The sequence below is a fragment of the Pseudomonas meliae genome (assembly GCF_001400515.1).
Classification (GTDB): Bacteria; Pseudomonadota; Gammaproteobacteria; order Pseudomonadales; family Pseudomonadaceae; genus Aquipseudomonas; species Aquipseudomonas amygdali.
In genome coordinates this window covers 12434-29785 of record NZ_LJQT01000348.1, presented here as the reverse complement: position 1 = coordinate 29785, position 17352 = coordinate 12434, and the positions used below count along the sequence as shown (strand labels likewise).

General features: G+C 60.7%; 18 protein-coding genes. 10 read left to right on the top strand and 8 right to left on the bottom strand.

The genetic code is table 11. From position 1 onward, the window contains the following. The first annotated feature begins 1 nt into the window (after position 1). The 3 genes from cobN to ALO64_RS16215 all read left to right on the top strand — a co-directional run bounded on the left by cobN (position 2) and on the right by ALO64_RS16215 (position 5459). Positions 2 to 3766, top strand: a complete 3765-nt coding sequence (gene cobN / locus ALO64_RS16225; RefSeq protein ID WP_054991755.1) for a cobaltochelatase subunit CobN — start codon at positions 2 to 4, stop codon at positions 3764 to 3766. Further along, positions 3766 to 4794 carry an ATP-binding protein gene (locus tag ALO64_RS16220; RefSeq protein WP_082303390.1) on the top strand — a complete coding sequence of 343 codons (1029 nt, stop codon included), beginning with the start codon at positions 3766 to 3768 and terminating at the stop codon, positions 4792 to 4794. The genes cobN and ALO64_RS16220 overlap by 1 nt, the downstream gene beginning before the upstream one ends. Positions 4795 to 4871: 77 nt before the next feature. Then, complete coding sequence (locus ALO64_RS16215) at positions 4872 to 5459, top strand: vWA domain-containing protein (protein WP_044343905.1); 588 nt, start codon at positions 4872 to 4874, stop codon at positions 5457 to 5459. Positions 5460 to 5554: 95 nt separating this feature from the next. On the opposite strand, the gene ALO64_RS16210 is transcribed toward ALO64_RS16215, so the two are convergent. Beyond that, positions 5555 to 5821, bottom strand: coding sequence for a hypothetical protein (locus ALO64_RS16210; protein WP_044343920.1), 267 nt, complete (start codon positions 5819 to 5821; stop codon positions 5555 to 5557). Positions 5822 to 6148: 327 nt separating this feature from the next. On the opposite strand from ALO64_RS16210, the gene ALO64_RS16205 reads away from it, so the two are divergent. Then, on the top strand, positions 6149 to 7474 hold the full coding sequence (locus tag ALO64_RS16205; protein WP_044343906.1) for a sigma-54-dependent transcriptional regulator: 1326 nt from the start codon (positions 6149 to 6151) through the stop codon (positions 7472 to 7474). Here ALO64_RS16205 and ALO64_RS16200 read toward each other — a convergent pair. Both ALO64_RS16200 and pnuC read right to left on the bottom strand, forming a co-directional pair. Beyond that, positions 7462 to 7995, bottom strand: coding sequence for an AAA family ATPase (locus tag ALO64_RS16200; RefSeq protein ID WP_044343907.1), 534 nt, complete (start codon positions 7993 to 7995; stop codon positions 7462 to 7464). The genes ALO64_RS16205 and ALO64_RS16200 overlap by 13 nt on opposite strands. Continuing rightward, a complete protein-coding gene (gene pnuC, locus ALO64_RS16195) occupies positions 7992 to 8555 on the bottom strand; it encodes a nicotinamide riboside transporter PnuC (RefSeq protein ID WP_044343908.1) in 564 nt (187 codons plus the stop codon). Before pnuC ends, ALO64_RS16200 begins: the two co-directional genes overlap by 4 nt. 251 nt (positions 8556 to 8806) lie before the next feature. Between pnuC and ALO64_RS16190 the strand changes: the two genes are divergently transcribed. Further along, positions 8807 to 9637 (top strand): undecaprenyl-diphosphate phosphatase, encoded by an 831-nt coding sequence (locus ALO64_RS16190; RefSeq protein ID WP_002553266.1) that lies wholly within the window; start codon positions 8807 to 8809, stop codon positions 9635 to 9637. After that, positions 9634 to 10068: a DUF1294 domain-containing protein gene (locus ALO64_RS16185; protein WP_002553267.1), complete on the top strand. Its 435-nt coding sequence runs from the start codon at positions 9634 to 9636 to the stop codon at positions 10066 to 10068. The genes ALO64_RS16190 and ALO64_RS16185 overlap by 4 nt, the downstream gene beginning before the upstream one ends. Here ALO64_RS16185 and ALO64_RS16180 read toward each other — a convergent pair. Continuing rightward, a complete protein-coding gene (locus tag ALO64_RS16180) occupies positions 10063 to 10419 on the bottom strand; it encodes an MmcQ/YjbR family DNA-binding protein (protein WP_002553268.1) in 357 nt (118 codons plus the stop codon). The genes ALO64_RS16185 and ALO64_RS16180 overlap by 6 nt on opposite strands. A 126-nt stretch (positions 10420 to 10545) precedes the next feature. Between ALO64_RS16180 and pcaD the strand changes: the two genes are divergently transcribed. From pcaD to ALO64_RS16160, 4 genes are all read left to right on the top strand, one after another. Further along, positions 10546 to 11337, top strand: coding sequence for a 3-oxoadipate enol-lactonase (gene pcaD / locus ALO64_RS16175; protein ID WP_044343909.1), 792 nt, complete (start codon positions 10546 to 10548; stop codon positions 11335 to 11337). Between the two features lie 79 nt (positions 11338 to 11416). Further along, positions 11417 to 12376 (top strand): LysR substrate-binding domain-containing protein, encoded by a 960-nt coding sequence (locus ALO64_RS16170; protein ID WP_019741966.1) that lies wholly within the window; start codon positions 11417 to 11419, stop codon positions 12374 to 12376. A 74-nt stretch (positions 12377 to 12450) separates the two neighbouring features. After that, a complete protein-coding gene (locus ALO64_RS16165; RefSeq protein WP_044343910.1) occupies positions 12451 to 13059 on the top strand; it encodes an FMN-dependent NADH-azoreductase in 609 nt (202 codons plus the stop codon). A 362-nt stretch (positions 13060 to 13421) separates the two neighbouring features. Then, positions 13422 to 14462 carry an alpha/beta hydrolase family protein gene (locus ALO64_RS16160; RefSeq protein WP_044343921.1) on the top strand — a complete coding sequence of 347 codons (1041 nt, stop codon included), beginning with the start codon at positions 13422 to 13424 and terminating at the stop codon, positions 14460 to 14462. 7 nt (positions 14463 to 14469) lie between these two features. Here the strand turns inward: ALO64_RS16160 and ALO64_RS16155 are convergent, their stop codons facing one another. The 4 genes from ALO64_RS16155 to ALO64_RS16140 form a co-directional block, all read right to left on the bottom strand. Continuing rightward, positions 14470 to 15123 (bottom strand): glycosyltransferase, encoded by a 654-nt coding sequence (locus ALO64_RS16155; protein ID WP_002553273.1) that lies wholly within the window; start codon positions 15121 to 15123, stop codon positions 14470 to 14472. After that, entirely contained in the window at positions 15092 to 15718 is a 627-nt protein-coding gene (locus tag ALO64_RS16150) for an SAM-dependent methyltransferase (RefSeq protein ID WP_005731795.1), read from the bottom strand. Before ALO64_RS16150 ends, ALO64_RS16155 begins: the two co-directional genes overlap by 32 nt. Next, on the bottom strand, positions 15715 to 16488 hold the full coding sequence (locus tag ALO64_RS16145; RefSeq protein ID WP_044343911.1) for a PIG-L deacetylase family protein: 774 nt from the start codon (positions 16486 to 16488) through the stop codon (positions 15715 to 15717). The genes ALO64_RS16150 and ALO64_RS16145 overlap by 4 nt, the downstream gene beginning before the upstream one ends. Positions 16489 to 16501: 13 nt before the next feature. Beyond that, on the bottom strand, positions 16502 to 17352 hold an 851-nt coding region (locus ALO64_RS16140), incomplete at its 5' end, for an acyl-CoA dehydrogenase family protein (RefSeq protein ID WP_235805005.1).

The following is a 17352-nucleotide window of genomic DNA, read 5'->3' as shown; positions in this document are numbered from 1 at the left end:
CATGCATTTACTGAGAACCCAGCCCGGCGGTTTCGTACCCGACGACAGCATTGCCGATCTGGGCCAGACCCCGGCCGAGCTGGTGATTCTCTGTAGCGGAGACTCCAGCCTGGCGCTGCTGGCCGAAGCTGCACGCCAGCTTCCTGACGACTACCCGAGCCTGCGTCTGGCCAACCCCATGCAGGTACAGAATCACGCCTCTGTCGACTTGTACGTCGATGAGGTGCTGCGCCACGCAAAGGTCATTCTGATTTCCCTGCACGGTGGCATCGGTTACTGGCGTTACGGCGTCGAGCGGCTGATGGAGCTGGCGGCACGCGGGGTTCAGGTCATTCTGGTGCCAGGTGATGATCGTCCCGATCCTGAACTGAGCGACCTGAGCACAGTGCCTGCCGCAGAACGCGACCGGCTATGGCAGTTTCTGCGTCAGGGCGGCTTGCAGAATGCGCTGGAAATGTATAGTTGCATGGCCAGTCGCTGGCTGGACCGGGACTATTCCTGGACTGAGCCCCAACTGTTGCCACGCACAGCCATTTACCACCCTCGACTGGCAAGTGCGCAGCTCACCGATTGGCAAGCCGACTGGGTTGCAGGACAGCCCGTCGTGGCGCTGCTGTTCTACCGCTCGCACTTGCAGGCCGCCAATACCGGTTTTATCGACGAGTTCTGTGCGCGCTTGCAGGCGCACGGCATCAACCCGCTCCCCATAGCCGTGGCCAGCCTCAAGGAGCCCGGCTGTTTCACTCAGGTGGAGGACTGGCTGGACGAGGCTGAAACCGAGCTGATCCTCAACACCACAGGCTTTGCCCAGTCGAGTCCGGAAGCGCCGCATCTGCGCCCGTTTCGGCGCAACGTGCCGGTCATTCAGGCGATCTGCGCGCAGGACAACGAACCTGCCTGGCAGGCCAGCGAACAGGGCCTTGGTGCGCGCGATCTGGCGATGCACATTGCCTTGCCGGAGCTGGACGGGCGGATCATCAGTCGGCCGATCAGTTTCAAGGACCTGGCCTGGCGCAGCGAGCGCAGCCAGTCGGACGTGGTGTGTTACCGCGCCCAGCCGGACAGGATGGATTTTGTCGCGCAACTGGCGCGGCGCTGGATCGAACTGGCGCGGCTGCCCAACGGCGACAAGCGTGTGGCGTTGATCCTGGCCAACTATCCGACCCGCGACGGGCGCATCGGCAATGGTGTGGGGCTCGACACGCCTGCTGCGGCGCTGAACATCCTGCGCGCCATGCAGGCCGAGGGTTATCCGCTGGCACAGTTGCCGGACAGCGGCACCGAGCTTATCCAGCAATTGCTGGGTGGCGTGACCAATGATCTGGACAGCATTGACCTGCGGCCCTGCCAGCAAAGCATAGCACTGGAGGAATACCTGGCGGCGCTCAACGAGCTGCCGCAGGAAAACCGTGATGCTGTGAATGCCCGCTGGGGCGCGCCGGACAGCGATCCGATGTTTCGCAGTGGCAGAATGATGATTGCCGGGCTGCGCTTTGGCCTGACCTTCGTTGGCATTCAGCCTGCGCGTGGCTATCAGGTCGACCCCAGCTCGGTGTACCACGACCCGGATCTGGTTCCGCCCCACGGTTATCTGGCGTTTTACTTCTGGCTGCGCAAGGCGTACGGCGCTCATGCCGTGGTGCATGTCGGCAAACACGGCAACCTTGAGTGGCTGCCGGGCAAGGGCGTCGGCCTGTCCCGAACCTGCTGGCCGGACGCCGTACTGGGCGCGATGCCGAACATCTATCCATTTATCGTCAATGATCCGGGCGAGGGCGCACAGGCCAAACGGCGCACTCAGGCGGTGATCATCGATCACTTGATGCCGCCCCTGACCCGTGCGGAAACCTATGGCCCGCTGCGCAATCTGGAACTGCTCGCCGACGAGTTCTATGAGGCGCAACTGCTGGATCCGCGCCGCGCGCGCGAGCTGCAACGGGATATTCTCGAACTGGTCCGTGAAACCCATATAGATCGCGAGCTGGCTCTGGGCGAGAACCTCGACAGCGATGCCGATGCGGCGCTGTGGCTGCCGCGTCTGGACACTTACCTGTGTGACCTGAAAGAGTCGCAGATTCGCGATGGCCTGCACATCTTCGGTCAGTCGCCGCAAGGCCGCCTGCGCACCGACACCTTGCTGGCCCTGCTGCGCATCCCGCGCGGCGACGGGCGCGGCGCGCAGTCGAGTCTGTTACGGGCGTTGAGCAAAGCGTTCGGTCTGGATTTTGACCCGCTGGATTGCGAACTGGCCGAGCCCTGGACCGGCGCGCGTCCCGTTGCGTTGCTGGCGGTCAGCAGTGACCCGTGGCGCACTGCCGGTGATGCGCGTGAACGGCTTGAGCTTTACGCCGCTGCGCTCATCGAACGCGTGACACAGGGCGAAGCGCTGCACGACCTGCCGGTTGACGATGATCTGGCACTGATTCTCGACAGCCTGCGTGAAGTGGTCGCGCCGCGTCTGGACGCCTGCGGCCCCGGCGAAATGCAGGGCATGCTCGATGCATTGAGCGGCCGCTTCGTCCCGGCAGGCCCCAGCGGCGCGCCTCGTCGGGGGCGTCTGGATGTGCTGCCCACCGGTCGTAATTTTTTTACCGTGGATGTCCGCAAACTACCGACCACCACGGCGTGGCGTATCGGTTTCCAGTCCGCCAGCCTGTTGCTGGAAAGGCATCTTCAGGACCATGGCGACCACCTGCGTCAGTTGGGGCTGTCGGTCTGGGGCACGGCGACCATGCGCACCGGTGGTGACGATATCGCTCAGGCGATGGCGCTGATGGGCGTACGCCCGGTCTGGGCGACGGGCAGCCAGCGGGTCGATGATTTCGAGATTCTGCCGGTCAGCCTGCTGGACCGCCCGCGAGTGGACGTGACATTGCGGGTGTCGGGCTTTTTCCGTGATGCCTTCGCCAACCTTATCAAGCTGTTCGACGCTGCGGTGCAGGCAGTTGCCGCGCTGGACGAGCCGGACGACCTGAACCCGCTGGCGGCCAGGGTGCGAGAAGAACGCCAAGGTTTTATCGCAGAAGGGTTGAGCGAAGACGAAGCGGCACGTCAGGCGGGCTGGCGGATCTTCGGTGCCAAGCCCGGTGCCTATGGCGCTGGCGTGCAGGGCGCGATCGACGGCCGTCTGTGGCAGAGCCGTGAGGACCTTGCCGAGGTTTACCTGAACTGGGGCGGCTACGCCTATGGCGCTGCCGATGAAGGTACGCCTGCGCGTAAGCGCTTTGCCCAGCGTCTGTCTCAGGTACAGGCCGTGCTGCAGAATCAGGACAATCGCGAACACGACCTGCTTGATTCAAACGATTATTACCAGTTTCAAGGCGGCATGCTCGCGGCTTCGGAAACCCTCAGCGGGCAGAAGACCGCCAGTTACCATGGCGATCACAGCCAGCCGGACCTGCCGAAAATCCGCACCCTGAAGGAAGAGCTGAACCGGGTGATACGCTCGCGCGCAGCGAATCCGAAATGGATCGACGGGGCCAGACGTCATGGCTACAAAGGCGCGTTCGAGATGGCCGCCACGGTGGATTTCCTGTTCGCCTTCGATGCGACGACCGAGCTGATCGATGATCACCAGTACGCGCTGCTGGCCGACGCCTATCTGCTTGACCCGGCCACGCGCGATTTCCTCGCCAAGCACAATCCCGATGCCTTGCGCGACATGACCGAGCGCATGCTCGAAGCCCAGCAGCGGGGCCTCTGGCAGGAGCCGGGCGAGTATCAGCAGGCGCTGGAAGACCTGCTCCTGGACATAGAAGAGAACTGATGACCTTGCCTGACCCGAACATCACCGAAACTCCACATTTTCCGCTGGCCGCTGTGGTCGGTGCCGATGACCTGAAGCTGGCGTTGTGCCTGACCGCCATTGACCCGCGCATCGGCGGCGTATTGATCGAAGGGCCTCGGGGCATGGCCAAGTCGACGCTGGCGCGGGGGTTGGCCGATGTGCTGGCCAGTGGTCAGTTCGTCACCTTGCCGCTGGGTGCTACTGAAGAGCGTCTGGTCGGCACGCTGGATCTGGACGCCGCGCTGGCCGAGGGTCGTGCACAATTTTCCCCGGGTGTACTCGCCAAGGCCGACGGCGGTGTGCTGTATGTCGATGAGGTCAATCTGCTCGCCGACCATCTGGTCGACCTGTTGCTGGACGTTGCTGCCAGCGGCGTCAATATGGTCGAGCGGGATGGTATTTCCCATCGCCATGCAGCGCGCTTCGTACTGATCGGCACCATGAACCCGGAAGAAGGCGAATTGCGCCCGCAGTTGCTGGATCGCTTTGGCTTGAACGTCGCATTGAGTGGCCAGACCCAGCCTGCCGAGCGCAGTCAGATCATCCGTCGCCGTCTGGATTTCGACAGCGATCCGGTAATGTTTTGCCAGCAATGGCAAGTGCAGCAGGACGCGTTGAAGCTTCGTTGTGAGCAGGCGCGTCAGCTGCTGGCAGGTATCGAGCTGGATGACCATTCATTGGCAATGATCACCGAGCGATGCTTTGCTGCAGGTGTCGACGGTATGCGCGCCGATCTGGTCTGGCTGCGCGCCGCGCGCGCCCATGCTGCATGGCGTGGTGCCGGTCGAATTGAAGAACAGGACATCGAAGCGGTCGCCGAGTTTGCCTTGCGTCATCGGCGGCGCGAGTCAGCCCCGCCACCACAAAACCCGGAAGCGCCGCCGCCCGGATCGTCCAGCAGGCAGGCCGACCCTGAAAGCGGGCAGGGCAACTGGGGCGAGCTGCCCGCCCAGGCCGTCACTACCGGCGCACGCCGCGAAGTGCCGAGCTGGCCAAAAAAGCCTTAGGCATCCGCCCTCGTATCGCGCAGGGGGCGGATGCCGTTCCCCGTCCTGGTCGACTGGCCACTGGCAGACAAGGGGCCATGCGTGCCGGTGCTGATGGCCCGGTGCAATGGTTGTCCACACTGTTGCGCGGTCGGCCGAAAAGCCGCAAGGACCTGATTCGCCAGCCGCGCAGCAGCCGTCCCAGTGAGTTATTGCTGGTGATTGTCGATGCTTCAGCTTCTACACGACGTCATCAGGCGTTGAGCCAGGCCAAGGGGCTGTTGTCGCAATTGTTCGACGATGCGTATCGACGCCGCGCGCGTCTTGCCTTGCTGACCGCCACCGGTGACACGCCACGCTGGCAACATCAGGGCCTGAAAGCGTCCTCGGCATTGAGTCCATGGCTGGATGCACTGGGTGCGGGCGGCGGCACGCCACTGTCTGCAGCGCTCCAGCAGGCCGGTGAATGGCTGGCAAAGCGGCAAAAACGCTATCCGGCCGAGCAGCAGCGGGTTCTGGTGCTGACCGATGGCAGGATCAAGCAACTACCCGTCCTGCCTGCATTCAATTGCGCGAGTGTGTTGATCGATATCGAGAAAGGCCCGATCCGCTTGGGCAGGGCGCGGGAACTGGCGTCCAGCCTGGGGGCTGATTATCAGCACATCGATGAGCTGAAACCGGTTTGAGCTATCAGGTCTGGCAGTTCTGAAACTGCGTGCCAATGCGCTGAAGCATTGGCACGACAGTCAGTTGCAGTGCACGGGCAACGCTCAAACCTGCGTCAGGCTGGCATGGTCCAAGGCTCAAGTTCGTAGCCTTCGTTGCTGATTTCTGCACGCGCCTGTTCCAGAGCGCTGGCCAGTTGCCGCTTGTCTGAATAGGTGCTGCTCGGGATCTGCTTGCGACCGATACGGTTGCTGGTGCGGTCGATCACCGTCAGGCTCAGTTCGCCGTTACCATCCTGTGGTGCCCAGGCAACACACTGGAAGGGTTCAAAAGCGTGTCCAGCGATCAGAAGTGCATCGTTGAAGCGCAGTGGGGCGTTCATGGTTTTTTCCTCAAGTGCCCATATCAATTCAGTCACGGCGGCGGGCTGACCGTCCGGCTGGTTACTTGTGTTGATGAACGACAAGGGGGCATGAGTCACACCCTTCAACGAAAAATATGCGAATTTTTTTCAAGGGTCGCCCGCGTGACCTTGCAAATAAACATCCTTCAGCAGCTACGGCGTTAGTGACAGAGGGTTATGAGCGTTAGACCCAAACGGTACAACGCTGCGTCAAAAAGTTGCTAGGGTGATAGTTGGGCTCGCCAACATGCTGTTTATGAAAAGCTTTTAAAAATCCCACTCCACGTCGGGCTCCAAGGAAACTTCATGCATGGATCGGCCCCAACGCGACGTCTGCTAATCATCGACGGCGGTGACGACTGTCATCCTCTGATCCCTGCTTTGAGTGATGCCGGATGGACGGTGCAGGAAAGCACCTCAGGTTCTACCTTCAATCCCGATCATGACGTGGGCCTGATTCGCCTGACGTCCGGTCATTTCGAACAATTGCCCAGGCTTCAAGAGCTTGTCGCCCATAGCAACATGTGCTGGGTTGCAGTGCTGTCAGCCAACGATCTGCAACGCGAAAAAATAGGCGATTTCGTTTGCCAGTGGTTTTTCGATTTTCACGCCCTTCCTTTCGATGCAGCGCGGTTGCATGGCACGCTGGACAAAGCGTTCGCGGCTGGCCGCCCCGAAGCGCAAGGCGGGCTGGCGCTTTCCGAGGCCGAGCCCGAGCTGCTGGGCGACAGTCGGCCCATTCGTGAGCTGCGCAAGTTGTTGAGCCGGCTGGCACCTATCGATTCACCGGTATTGATTCGGGGCGAGCGAGGTACGGGCAAAGAGCTGATCGCACGCAGCCTGCATGTGCAGTCTCAGCGACGCAGTAAGCCGTTTGTTGTCGTGGATTGCGGTGCATTCACCGGGCATTCGATCCAGGCCGAGCTGTTCGGTCATGAGGATGATGCGTTTGATGGTGCTCAAGCGCACAGGATCGGGCTGCTTGAAGCTGCTGACGGCGGCACGCTGCTGCTTGACGAGGTCGGTGATCTGCCGCTGGAAACCCAGACGTCGCTGTTGCGCTTTCTGGAAGACCGGCAAATCGAGCGCCTGGGCGGCGGTGAGTCAATTGCAGTGGATGTGCGGGTGCTGGCCGCGACCCGTGAGGATCTTGAAACGGCTGTGCGGAAAAAGCGCTTTCGTGAAGATCTGTATTACCAGCTCAATGTGCTGCAGGTCGGGGTGGCGCCGTTGCGTGAGCGTCATGGCGATCTGGCGTTGCTGGCCAATCATTTCGCCCATTTTTACAGTCAGGACAGCGGCAGGCGAGCACGCAGTTTCAGCCAGGATGCGCTGGTGGCGCTGGGCAAGCACGACTGGCCGGGTAATGTGCGGGAGCTGGCCGGTCGGGTACGGCGCGGGCTGCTGCTGGCCGAAGGCCGACAGATAGAAGCGGCAAACCTGGGCTTGCTGGGCGAAGAGGACAGTGCTGGCAGCATGGGCACGCTGGAGGAATATAAATCGCGTGCCGAACGTCAGGCATTGTGCGACGTATTGACCCGCCACAGTGACAATCTGAGTGTGGCGGCCAGAGTTCTGGGCATATCGCGACCGACCTTCTATCGGCTGTTACACAAGCATCAAATTCGCTGAGCTCCCAGCAACTGGGAGACAGCCGCCATCGCCTGTTCGCGGCGCTGCGGCCAGTCACCGCCCAGCACTTTATAGGCCTGCCGATGGCGGTCCAGCCATTCGCGGCTGCTGTCGAAGAAGGCCTGGCGTTCGCGCAACTGCGGCTGGCAGCGTTGCCCGTCGCTGATCCAGTCCACGCCTTCGGGCGACAGCAGCAGGTGCAGGTCGTAGGAGCGGTTCAGCAGTTGCTGTTCGATCCACTCCGGGCAGTCGCCGAACAGGGTGCGGCTCCAGAGCACATTGCTCAGCAAGTGTGTGTCGAGTATCAGCAAGTGCGGCTCGCTGGCGCGGGCAGTATCCTCCCAGTCCAGCTGGCCCCGAGCAATGGCCGGAATATCGACGTAGTGGGTATCGCGCCCCTGTTGATCGATGAAATGACGTACATATTCGCCGACCAGCAAGCCGCCGAACCGATTCTGTATTTCGGCCGACAGCCAGCTCTTGCCGCTGGACTCAGGCCCGGTCAGGACCAGGACTTTCATCGCGCCAGCGCCAGATCGTTACGCCACTCGCGCCAGCCCTGCACGGCCAGCAGGGTGAACAGCGCATAGAGTGCAGCGGTCAGGTACAGCTCTTTGTAGATGAACAGGCCGACAAAAATTACATCCAGCACAATCCATAGCGGCCAGCACTGAACGCGTTTGTGTGCCATCCACACTTGTGCCACCAGGCTGAAGCCCGTGAGTGCTGCGTCAAGCCATGGCTGTGCGGCGTCGGTGAAATGCGCCATGCCAGCGCTCAGCGCGAGGCTGATGACTGCGCCGACAGCCAGCCCCTTAAGCGCTGAAAGGCTCGGCAGCACAGTGACAGCCTTGACCGGCAGGCCGTCGCCATGGCGAGTCCACTGCAGCCAGCCGTAGATCTGCAAGCCTGCATAGATGACCTGCAGCAGCATGTCCGAATACAGCTTCACGTCGAAGAATATCCAGATGTAGATCACCACCATCACCAGCCCGATTGGCCAGCACCAGGGATTCTGCTTCACTGTCAGCCAGACCGCGATAACGCCAATGGCGGCAGCGAAGAGTTCAAGCCCGGACATGGCGGCTCCTTGGTTAGGGTTGTGAGGGGCAGGGGCGGCGATTGTATGCGCTTCTGCGCGCGGCGTGGAGCTTGTGTTGCGTCAGGCTGCACGTCAGCAGGCTTTGTGCGCGGAGGTCTGCTAGCATTCCGCGCCTTGCATTTGCGCGACTTTCTTCAAGCTTCGTTCAGGCAGGCGACGGCATAGTGGCAAGCATTTTTTATACGACAACATTAAACAGCGAGCCTGCGGCATCGCTTCATGGGGGAATGATGGATCTTTGGACCGCTGCTCAGGCGTTGATATTGGGTGTTGTAGAAGGGTTGACGGAGTTCTTGCCGATCTCCAGTACAGGGCATCAGATCATCGTCGCCGACCTGATCGATTTTGGCGGCGAGCGCGCCATGGCCTTCAATATCATCATCCAGCTGGGTGCGATTCTGGCGGTGGTCTGGGAGTTTCGGCGCAAGATTCTCGACGTTGTCACAGGCTTGCCGAAGCAACAGCAAGCGCAGCGTTTCACCCTCAACCTGCTGATCGCCTTCATGCCGGCCGTGGTGTTGGGGGTGATCTTTGCCGACATGATCCACCATTACCTGTTCAATGCCATTACCGTGGCAACGGCGCTGGTCTTGGGGGGTGTGATCATGCTCTGGGCCGAGCGCCGCGAGCACACTGTGCGCACCGAAACCGTCGATGACATGACCTGGAGCGATGCGCTGAAAGTCGGGCTGGTGCAGTGCCTGGCGATGATCCCCGGCACCTCGCGCTCGGGCTCGACCATCATTGGCGGCCTGCTGTTCGGCTTGTCACGCAAGGCAGCGACCGAATTTTCGTTCTTTCTGGCCATGCCGACCATGGTCGGTGCAGCCGTGTATTCGGGCTACAAATACCGGGACATGTTTCGCCCGGACGACTTCGCGGTGTTTGCCATCGGTTTCATTACCTCGTTCATCTTCGCGATGATCGCAGTTCGCGCGCTGCTCAAGTTCATCGCAACTCATAGCTATGCGGTGTTCGCCTGGTATCGCATCGCCTTCGGCCTGCTGATTCTGGCGACCTGGCAGTTTGGCTGGATCGACTGGGCATCGGCCAAGGCATGACGCGGGCTCGCGAGCCGCAGCGGCCAGCTGGTCGGGGCAGGGCACCGGTCCGGCAATTGCGCCTGAAGGTGTCGGCGTTCCTGCTGCTGTGTGTGCTACCGGTCTACGGCTCGGCGTCGCTGGGGTTCAGGCAGGTCACGTTGATCCCGGCGCTGGCTTTGATAGTCATGAGCCTGCTGGCGTTTGTGCTCTATAGGCATGACAAGCGACAGGCCGGAAACGGCGGTCAGCGCACGCCGGAGAATGTCCTGCATGCCACCGAACTGCTCGGTGGCTGGCCCGGAGCATTGCTGGCGCAACAGGTGTTTCGGCACAAGACCCGCAAGGTATCTTTCCAGATCGTGTTCTGGCTGATCGTGCTGGCGCATCAGGTGCTGTGGCTTGACTGGCTGTTTCTGGGCAAGCGGCTTTTACAGCTGTTGCCTTTATAGTTTCAAGCCGATCTGCTGTCGTTTCGGTAGCCTGCCGACTACAAGCTGGTGGGAGCGGGTCAGCAGATCACGCACTTCATCGTCGCTCAGTGTGTGCAGGTCTGCCACGCTGATCCAGTGCGCGCGGGCCAGGTAAGGCGCAGGCCGTATGCCGGGCCGATCCACGTAACCCAGAAACAGTTCCGGATGGACCTTGAATGAAAGGTCCTGGCCGACCAGGTCCATGACCGCGAACATCTTTTTTTCGGCAACGGAAAATACGCGCACACCGCCCCATTTGTAATCCTCTCGGGCGCCTGGCAAGTCCAGGCAGAACCGGGCGATGTCTTCTTTGTGACGGGTCTTGTTCATGGAATGCTCCTTCAATGGGGCGTCGAGCGGTAAGCTGTTCGATAGCCGCACGGATATTCGATCAGCGGATTGTATGCTGCTGCGACACTCATTAGTGTGCAGGTTTGTCCTTCTCCGGAGTCTTGAATGTCTGCCGTGCAACTCGCCGATGGTGAACTGAACTACCTGCTCGAAGGCCCGGCCGGTGCGCCGGTGCTGGTGTTGTCCAACTCGCTGGGCACTGATCTGCATATGTGGGACAACCAGATTCCTGCGTTCATTCGTCATTTTCAGGTGTTGCGCTACGACACGCGCGGGCATGGCAAATCGCTGGTCAGCGAGGGCAGTTACAGCATCGAGCAGAATGGTCGCGACGTATTGGCGTTGCTGGATGCGCTGCACATAGACACGGCTTTTTTCTGTGGCTTGTCCATGGGCGGCCTGATCGGTCAGTGGCTCGCCATCAATGCGCCGCAGCGCCTGCGCAAGGTCGTGCTGTGCAATACGGCAGCCAGAATCGGCAACCCTGATATTTGGAACCCCCGCATCGAAACCGTTCTGCGTGACGGGCAGTCAGCCATGTTTGCATTGCGTGATGCTTCTGTTGCGCGCTGGTTCACGCCTTCATTTGCGCACGCCGAGCCTGCTGTGGTCGACACGGTTGTCGGTATGCTGGCCCGCACATCGCCACAGGGATACGCAGCTAACTGCGCTGCCGTGCGTGATGCAGATTTCCGTGAGCAGATTGCCTCCATTCAGTTGCCGGTATTGGTCGTCTGCGGCACTGAAGATGCGGTAACCACCCCGGCGGACGGGCGCTTCATGGTCGAGCGCATTAAAGGTTCGCAGATGATCGAATTGCACGCGGCTCATCTGTCCAGTGTCGAGGCCGGGGAATCATTTACGGTGCCGGTGCTGGCATTCCTGACGGCCGAGTGAGCTGGCGGGATCTGAAACCCGGTATTGAGAGGCTTGCCATGGCGCTGCATACTCGCGGCTCTGAAAGCGAGGTGGCCGGGTGTTTGATCTCAATGATCTGTTTTATTTCGTTCAGGTGGTCGAATGCCTCGGCTTTGCGCCCGCAAGCCGTAAACTGGGAATTCCCAAGTCCAAGCTCAGCCGTCGTATTGCCGGGCTGGAAGAGCGCCTGGGTGTAAGGCTGATTCACCGCTCGACGCGCACTTTCGCCGTGACCGAGAGCGGGCGCGATTACTACGCTCACTGCGTGGCAATGCTGGTCGAAGCCGAGGCTGCTGAAGAGGCTATTCTGCGTTCCAAGTCCGAGCCGCAGGGCAGGGTGGCGATCAGCTGTCCTCCAGCACTGGCGGCGATGGGCTTCAACGAGACCATTGCCCGGTTCGCGGCCGATCACCCGAAGGTTCAGGTGCAGGTCGAAAGCACCAACCGCCGCGTCGACCCGCTGACGGAGAACATCGATATCGCGTTGCGTGTGCGCTTTCCGCCACTGGAAGACGACGGGCTGGTGGTCAAGTTGCTCGGGCACAGTGCTCAACGTCTGGTCGCACGCCCGGATCTGGCTGCCAGGCTGTCCGCAACATCGACACTCGAGGCGCTATCAACACTGCCCAGCCTCGACACGCCGTCTTCAAGCCATGAGCATCGCTGGCTGCTGGAAACTACTTCCGGCCACTATGCTGAAATTCGCCACACGCCGAGGCTGATCAGCTCGGATCTGGACATGATGCTGCAGGCCGCCCTGCAAGGGGTTGGGGTGGCGCAACTGCCGGAACTGATTGTCCGGGAAGCCTTGCAGGACGGACGTCTGGTGGAACTGTTCAGTCAGCATCGGCCAAAGTGCGGCATCGTGCACGCCGTGTTTGCTTCACGCCGTGGGCTGCTTCCCGCGGTCAGAGGGCTGCTGGATGTGTTCGAAACCTCGTTCAAAGAGCTAAGCCTTAGTCCCGACTCGCTTTATTGTTCTCTTCATAGAACGAACAGTCGCATTCAAGACCACTAATCATCTATTGCGATCAAGGATAGGATGCTCGCCACTTCATCGCTAAGTGGCGATTTTCTTTAAGGAGCTACATTATGAATTTATTGCACCTCGATTCCAGCATCCTCGGCGATCATTCCGCTTCGCGTCAGTTGACCCATGAGGTCGTTCAGGTCTATCAGCGCTCGCATGCCGACAGCCAGGTAACCTACCGCGACCTCGCCAGCGAAGCCCTCGGGCATTTCTCTGCTGCCAGTCTTGCCGCAGCGGGTACCCCTGTAGAAGCCCGAGATGCGTCCCAGCAACAGGAAGTCGACACTAATGAAGCCACCTTGCAGCAGTTTCTTGCCGCCGACGTGCTGGTGATCGGTGCGCCGATGTACAACTTCACTATCCCGTCCCAGTTGAAAGCCTGGTTTGACCGGATCATGGTTGCCGGCCGCACGTTCCGTTATTCCGAAGCCGGCCCTGAAGGCCTGTGTGGCGGCAAGAAGGTTATTATCGTTTCCACTTCCGGTGGCCTGCACGTCGGGCAGCCAACCGGCGCTGGCCACGAAGAACTGCTCAAGGCGCTGTTCGCCTTCATCGGTATCACCGACCTGCAATTTGTTCGTGCGCACGGCCTGGCCTATGGTGAAGAGCCGCGTGCCAACGCCATGACAGCCGCGCAGCAACATATCGAGAGCGAGCTGTTCGCCGCCTGAGTCGGTGATGGTCTGAACAAAACTCCACAACTCGCGCGAGCAACGTGCGCCGGGTAGTGGAGTTTTTTTGTGCGCCGCATAAATGCACGCAGTTTTGAGCGTACTCAACCTTGACAGCTTCCTTACAGGTAAGCGGGCTATTCAAGGACTAAACTGCATCTTCGCGGCACTGTGTTTGCGGTTTTGTGGTGTTTTTCACGATTGCTGAAAAGAGCGGGCGGTTTATGGCCCGGCTTGTGCACTATTTCTGTTTTACACACTCTCATCTGGGTGAGAGCGGCGCGCTGGAGCACGATGCTCGACACAAGCGCTGAATGGACTATCCGGGCGAGCCTCCGGATTTGCAAAGGTTGGGCCTTTCGATGGTACGTCTTTGTGCAGTGATGCTGGTTTGCTTGCTCGACAGCCTGATTGCGGTTCACGCTCAGGCCGATGACGCCTGGAGCGCGGGCTATCACGAGCTGAGTTTCCCCGACCCGCTGGATTCACAGCCGGTGCAAGCCATCGCTTTTTACCCGTCGACCGCCAGTGAGCAGTGGAGCACCCTGCACGGGTATCGCGTCGAGGCCGGCGAAAATGCGCCGATTGCAATGGGCCGGTTCCCGTTGCTGCTGCTGTCTCATGGCAATACCGGTACACCGCTGGCGTTGCATGACCTGGCCACATCATTGGCGCGCCAGGGGTTTGTGGTGGTTGCTGTGGTTCATCCTGGCGACAATGATCGTGATCACAGTCGGTTGGGCAGCCTGAGTAACCTGTATGGTCGCCCGCTGCAGATCTCTGAAGCGATCAGCACGGCCTTGCTCGACCCTATGCTTGCCCCTTATCTCAATGCTCGTCAGGTGGGCGTGATCGGCTATTCGGCGGGTGGCGAAACTGCGCTTATTCTTGCGGGCGCGCAGCCTGATCTACAGCGCCTGCGCCAGTATTGCCTCGAACGCCCCACAGACCGTGACGCCTGCAAGACTCAAGGGGAGCTGGTCGCTGACCGCGATGACCTGCATGCCCAGGCTGACCCCAGGGTCGGTGCGCTGATGTTGATGGCCCCATTGAGCCTGATGTTCGGGCGTCACACGCTGGGCGATGTGCATGTACCGGTGCTGATGTATGCCGGGGATGACGACCAGTTGCTGGCCATCGACCGCAACGCCGAAGCGCTGGCGCGCAAACTGCCACAGGCACCGGATTATAAGTTGTTGGCGGGGGCAGGGCACTTTGTCTTTATGGCACCGTGCAGTGACGAACAGCGTTCGAGCGCACCGTTACTGTGCAACGACCCTGACGGAGTGGACCGCGAAGACATTCACCACAACCTGAGCGCAGAAGCTGTGCGCTTCTTCAGCACGGCGCTCAATTCTGCCGACTTTGACCATTCAGGTATGCAGACAGCGCATCACGAATAAGCGCTTTTCAGGCGTTCAGCGAACTCAGAAAGTCGCCAAACCCGCCTCTGGCTTTTGAGTCCAGGCGGGTACTGGTCGTGACCCGCGGGCGGCAGCTCCAGGCGATCCGCGCGCCGATCAGCTCCAGCTGGCGAACCAGATGCACGTCTTCGTGGCAGGCCAGTGCCGGAAACCCGCCTGCACTGATATAGGCAATTGAGCTGACACCCAGGTTGGCACCATGAATGTGCCGATGGCCGTCCCGGTGCTGGTAATGCTTGAGGTAAGCCGCCTGCGCAGCCGCAGAGATATCCTTGTTCCAATCGCCGGGCATGACGGTCCCGCATACCGCATCGGCATCCAGTGCCAGTTGCTCGGCAAGCCAGTCATTCGCCACGGTGCTGTCGCCATCGGTGCAGGCCAGCCAGCGCGCACCTCGGTCGAGGAGAAAAGCTGCTCCTTCGGCGCGTGCCTGTCCGACGTTGCGGGCAGAGACCTCAAGGACCATCACCCCGTGCGCTCGCGCGATGTCTGCCGAGCTGTCGGTGCAACTGTCTAGAACCACCAGCACCTCTACTCGCTCACCCTTGAGATCCGGGTGTTCAGCCGCCTGCTTTATCGTTTCGAGGCACAAATCGAGTAGCTGCTCTTCATTGTGCACCGGGATCAGAATGCCGATCATCGGAGAATTCCTGTTCTGCTACGGAGGTTCCATCACGACTCCACAGGTCCAGCAGGAAATCCTGTTCGTGATGACTGAAAAGGCGGTGCATGGCCAAGCGTTCGGCAAGGATATCGTGTACAGCCTGCGCGTTCAGCGGGCAGCCCTCGATATCAGGGCGCCAGTGACAGGCGAGCAACTGGCCGTCAGGTGAAAGCGAGGATAGAACGCAGTCGATCAGGCGGTGCAGGTCATCGACGTCGAGGTAGTAACCCAATTCGCTGAAGACGATCAGATCAAATTGTCCCTGCGGCCATTGCTGTGGCAAACGGGCCTGCAACACGCGCACATGGGGCAGGCCTGCCAGACGCTTGCGTGCCAGATCCACCGCCAGGTTTGACGTGTCGCAGCACACCAGTGCGTCACAGCGCCCGGCAAGGTCGGCACTGAGTTCGCCATTGGCACAGCCAGGCTCGAATACCGAGCGATAGTGTTCACGGGGCAGCGCGGCCAGTGTCAGCGCACGCTTGCGCCGCTCATACCAGCGTTGCTTGAACGCCCACGGGTCATCGTTGTTGCGAAACAGCTCATCGAAATAGCCGTCTTCGACGCTCATACAAACACCAGTTCAAACGGTTGCAGCAGTCTTTCCAGAACAACGGCTGGCAGAACGGGCGCAAGACCGATGGCCGGGTCACCCTGCAATTGGCTGACGAACGCCTGAGCGGCATTACGTTTACGAGCAAGGGTCGCCGGGTCCAGCAGCAACTTGCGTGCGCGGTCCCATGGCAGATGCTCATCTTCAGGGGCAGCCCAGTGCCAGGCCCAGACCGGTACTTCGCAAAGCTGCGCTCCGGTAGACGCACAGGCTCTTGCACTGGCGCGGCCAACGGCTTCGTGGTCGCCATGACCATCTTCTGCCCAAGTGGCGAACACCACGTCGGCAGGGCCCAGATGACGTTCAAGAAACTCTGTCAGCTGATCTTCGGATTCGGCCACAGTCCCATCCTGCAAGCCGCAGCGCAGCCACTCAAGACGCTCGAGGGGAATATCGAGACGATTCAAGGCTTCGGCGCTTTCCCGGGGCCGGGTTGCAGACAGTCGCTCGACAGGCCAGAGCGTGGAGCCCGGATGGCTTGCGGTGCCGTCAGTGACCGAGATCAACAGCAGATTGCGTTCCAGTTGTGCTAACTGGCTCATCAAGCCGCCGCATGCCAGCACTTCATCGTCCGGGTGCGGGGCGATGATGACTGCCCTGCAATTGTTCGGCACCAGCAGGTCTGCGGTAATCGCCGGCACGCTGCGCAGCTTGCCGGAGGCGTTCCAGGCAGCCAGAGGCGTGCCCTGGCCAGACTCGTCGTCGCTGACTACAAAGCCTTCGCTCATGATAGATACGCTCTCATAGTGACCACGTGCGTACAGCTGGCAGCCGTTTACCCGTCAATTGACCCAGCGCAGCAAGGTCTTGCTCGGCATGACTCTGACGCAGAAAAACCGGCAGGTCGGTGATCAGTCGAGCGAAGTGCGGGTCCTTGCAGTAAGGACCGGCACCTACCGCGCGGCCCACATGCTGAATGACCAGCTCCGCAGCTTGCTCGACGTAGGCACGGCACCGTCTGGCAAGCACCTCGACATTTTCAGCCGGGGCCTGATCCAGATGCGCAGCGGCGGCACGCAGTACATCGATTGCTGCGTGCAACGCGACATCTACAGCACCCAGGTGCGCAAGAGCGTGTGGCTCTTCGCGTTTGCCGACCTGTGCCAGCAAGCGTTGGGCGATAGCCCGGGAAGCACCATACCAACACGCCGCGATGCCGATGCCGCCTTGCCAGAAGCCAGGCCGTTCCAGGTAGCCGCCCGGCACTCCGATCGCTTGCCCGGTAGCGTGCTCGAACACAACTTCGACGCTGCCGGTGGCGCCCATCCCAACTGCGCGCCAGCCATCACTGGTCATATGCACGCCGGGCTGGTCGAGTTGCACCGCCACCAGTTGCTGGCGATGTTCTTCATCCCATGTGGTGATCAATGCATGGCTCAAGGCCGTAGCACCGGAACACCACGCTTTTCGGCCATTCAGACGAAGTGAATCGCCAGTGCCGCTGATATTCACCCGTGCCTGCGGCGGCTCTGCCGCCCACATGCCCCAGGTGCTGAATTGTTCGGGGGGCGGGGCACCCAGTTCCGCCATGATCGCCAAGGCGTCGGTATGCCCCTCGTACAACTTGCACAACCCCAGGTCATGGCCTGCTT

What these genes read in the sequence shown, in the direction of transcription:
- cobN (WP_054991755.1), top strand. Translation starts at nt 2, where the DNA reads ATGCATTTACTGAGAACCCAGCCCGGCGGTTTCGTACCCGACGACAGC.
- ALO64_RS16220 (WP_082303390.1), top strand. Translation starts at nt 3,766, where the DNA reads ATGACCTTGCCTGACCCGAACATCACCGAAACTCCACATTTTCCGCTG.
- ALO64_RS16215 (WP_044343905.1), top strand. Translation starts at nt 4,872, where the DNA reads ATGCGTGCCGGTGCTGATGGCCCGGTGCAATGGTTGTCCACACTGTTG.
- ALO64_RS16210 (WP_044343920.1), bottom strand. Translation starts at nt 5,821, where the DNA reads ATGAACGCCCCACTGCGCTTCAACGATGCACTTCTGATCGCTGGACAC.
- ALO64_RS16205 (WP_044343906.1), top strand. Translation starts at nt 6,149, where the DNA reads ATGCATGGATCGGCCCCAACGCGACGTCTGCTAATCATCGACGGCGGT.
- ALO64_RS16200 (WP_044343907.1), bottom strand. Translation starts at nt 7,995, where the DNA reads ATGAAAGTCCTGGTCCTGACCGGGCCTGAGTCCAGCGGCAAGAGCTGG.
- pnuC (WP_044343908.1), bottom strand. Translation starts at nt 8,555, where the DNA reads ATGTCCGGGCTTGAACTCTTCGCTGCCGCCATTGGCGTTATCGCGGTC.
- ALO64_RS16190 (WP_002553266.1), top strand. Translation starts at nt 8,807, where the DNA reads ATGGATCTTTGGACCGCTGCTCAGGCGTTGATATTGGGTGTTGTAGAA.
- ALO64_RS16185 (WP_002553267.1), top strand. Translation starts at nt 9,634, where the DNA reads ATGACGCGGGCTCGCGAGCCGCAGCGGCCAGCTGGTCGGGGCAGGGCA.
- ALO64_RS16180 (WP_002553268.1), bottom strand. Translation starts at nt 10,419, where the DNA reads ATGAACAAGACCCGTCACAAAGAAGACATCGCCCGGTTCTGCCTGGAC.
- pcaD (WP_044343909.1), top strand. Translation starts at nt 10,546, where the DNA reads ATGTCTGCCGTGCAACTCGCCGATGGTGAACTGAACTACCTGCTCGAA.
- ALO64_RS16165 (WP_044343910.1), top strand. Translation starts at nt 12,451, where the DNA reads ATGAATTTATTGCACCTCGATTCCAGCATCCTCGGCGATCATTCCGCT.
- ALO64_RS16160 (WP_044343921.1), top strand. Translation starts at nt 13,422, where the DNA reads ATGGTACGTCTTTGTGCAGTGATGCTGGTTTGCTTGCTCGACAGCCTG.
- ALO64_RS16155 (WP_002553273.1), bottom strand. Translation starts at nt 15,123, where the DNA reads ATGATCGGCATTCTGATCCCGGTGCACAATGAAGAGCAGCTACTCGAT.
- ALO64_RS16150 (WP_005731795.1), bottom strand. Translation starts at nt 15,718, where the DNA reads ATGAGCGTCGAAGACGGCTATTTCGATGAGCTGTTTCGCAACAACGAT.
- ALO64_RS16145 (WP_044343911.1), bottom strand. Translation starts at nt 16,488, where the DNA reads ATGAGCGAAGGCTTTGTAGTCAGCGACGACGAGTCTGGCCAGGGCACG.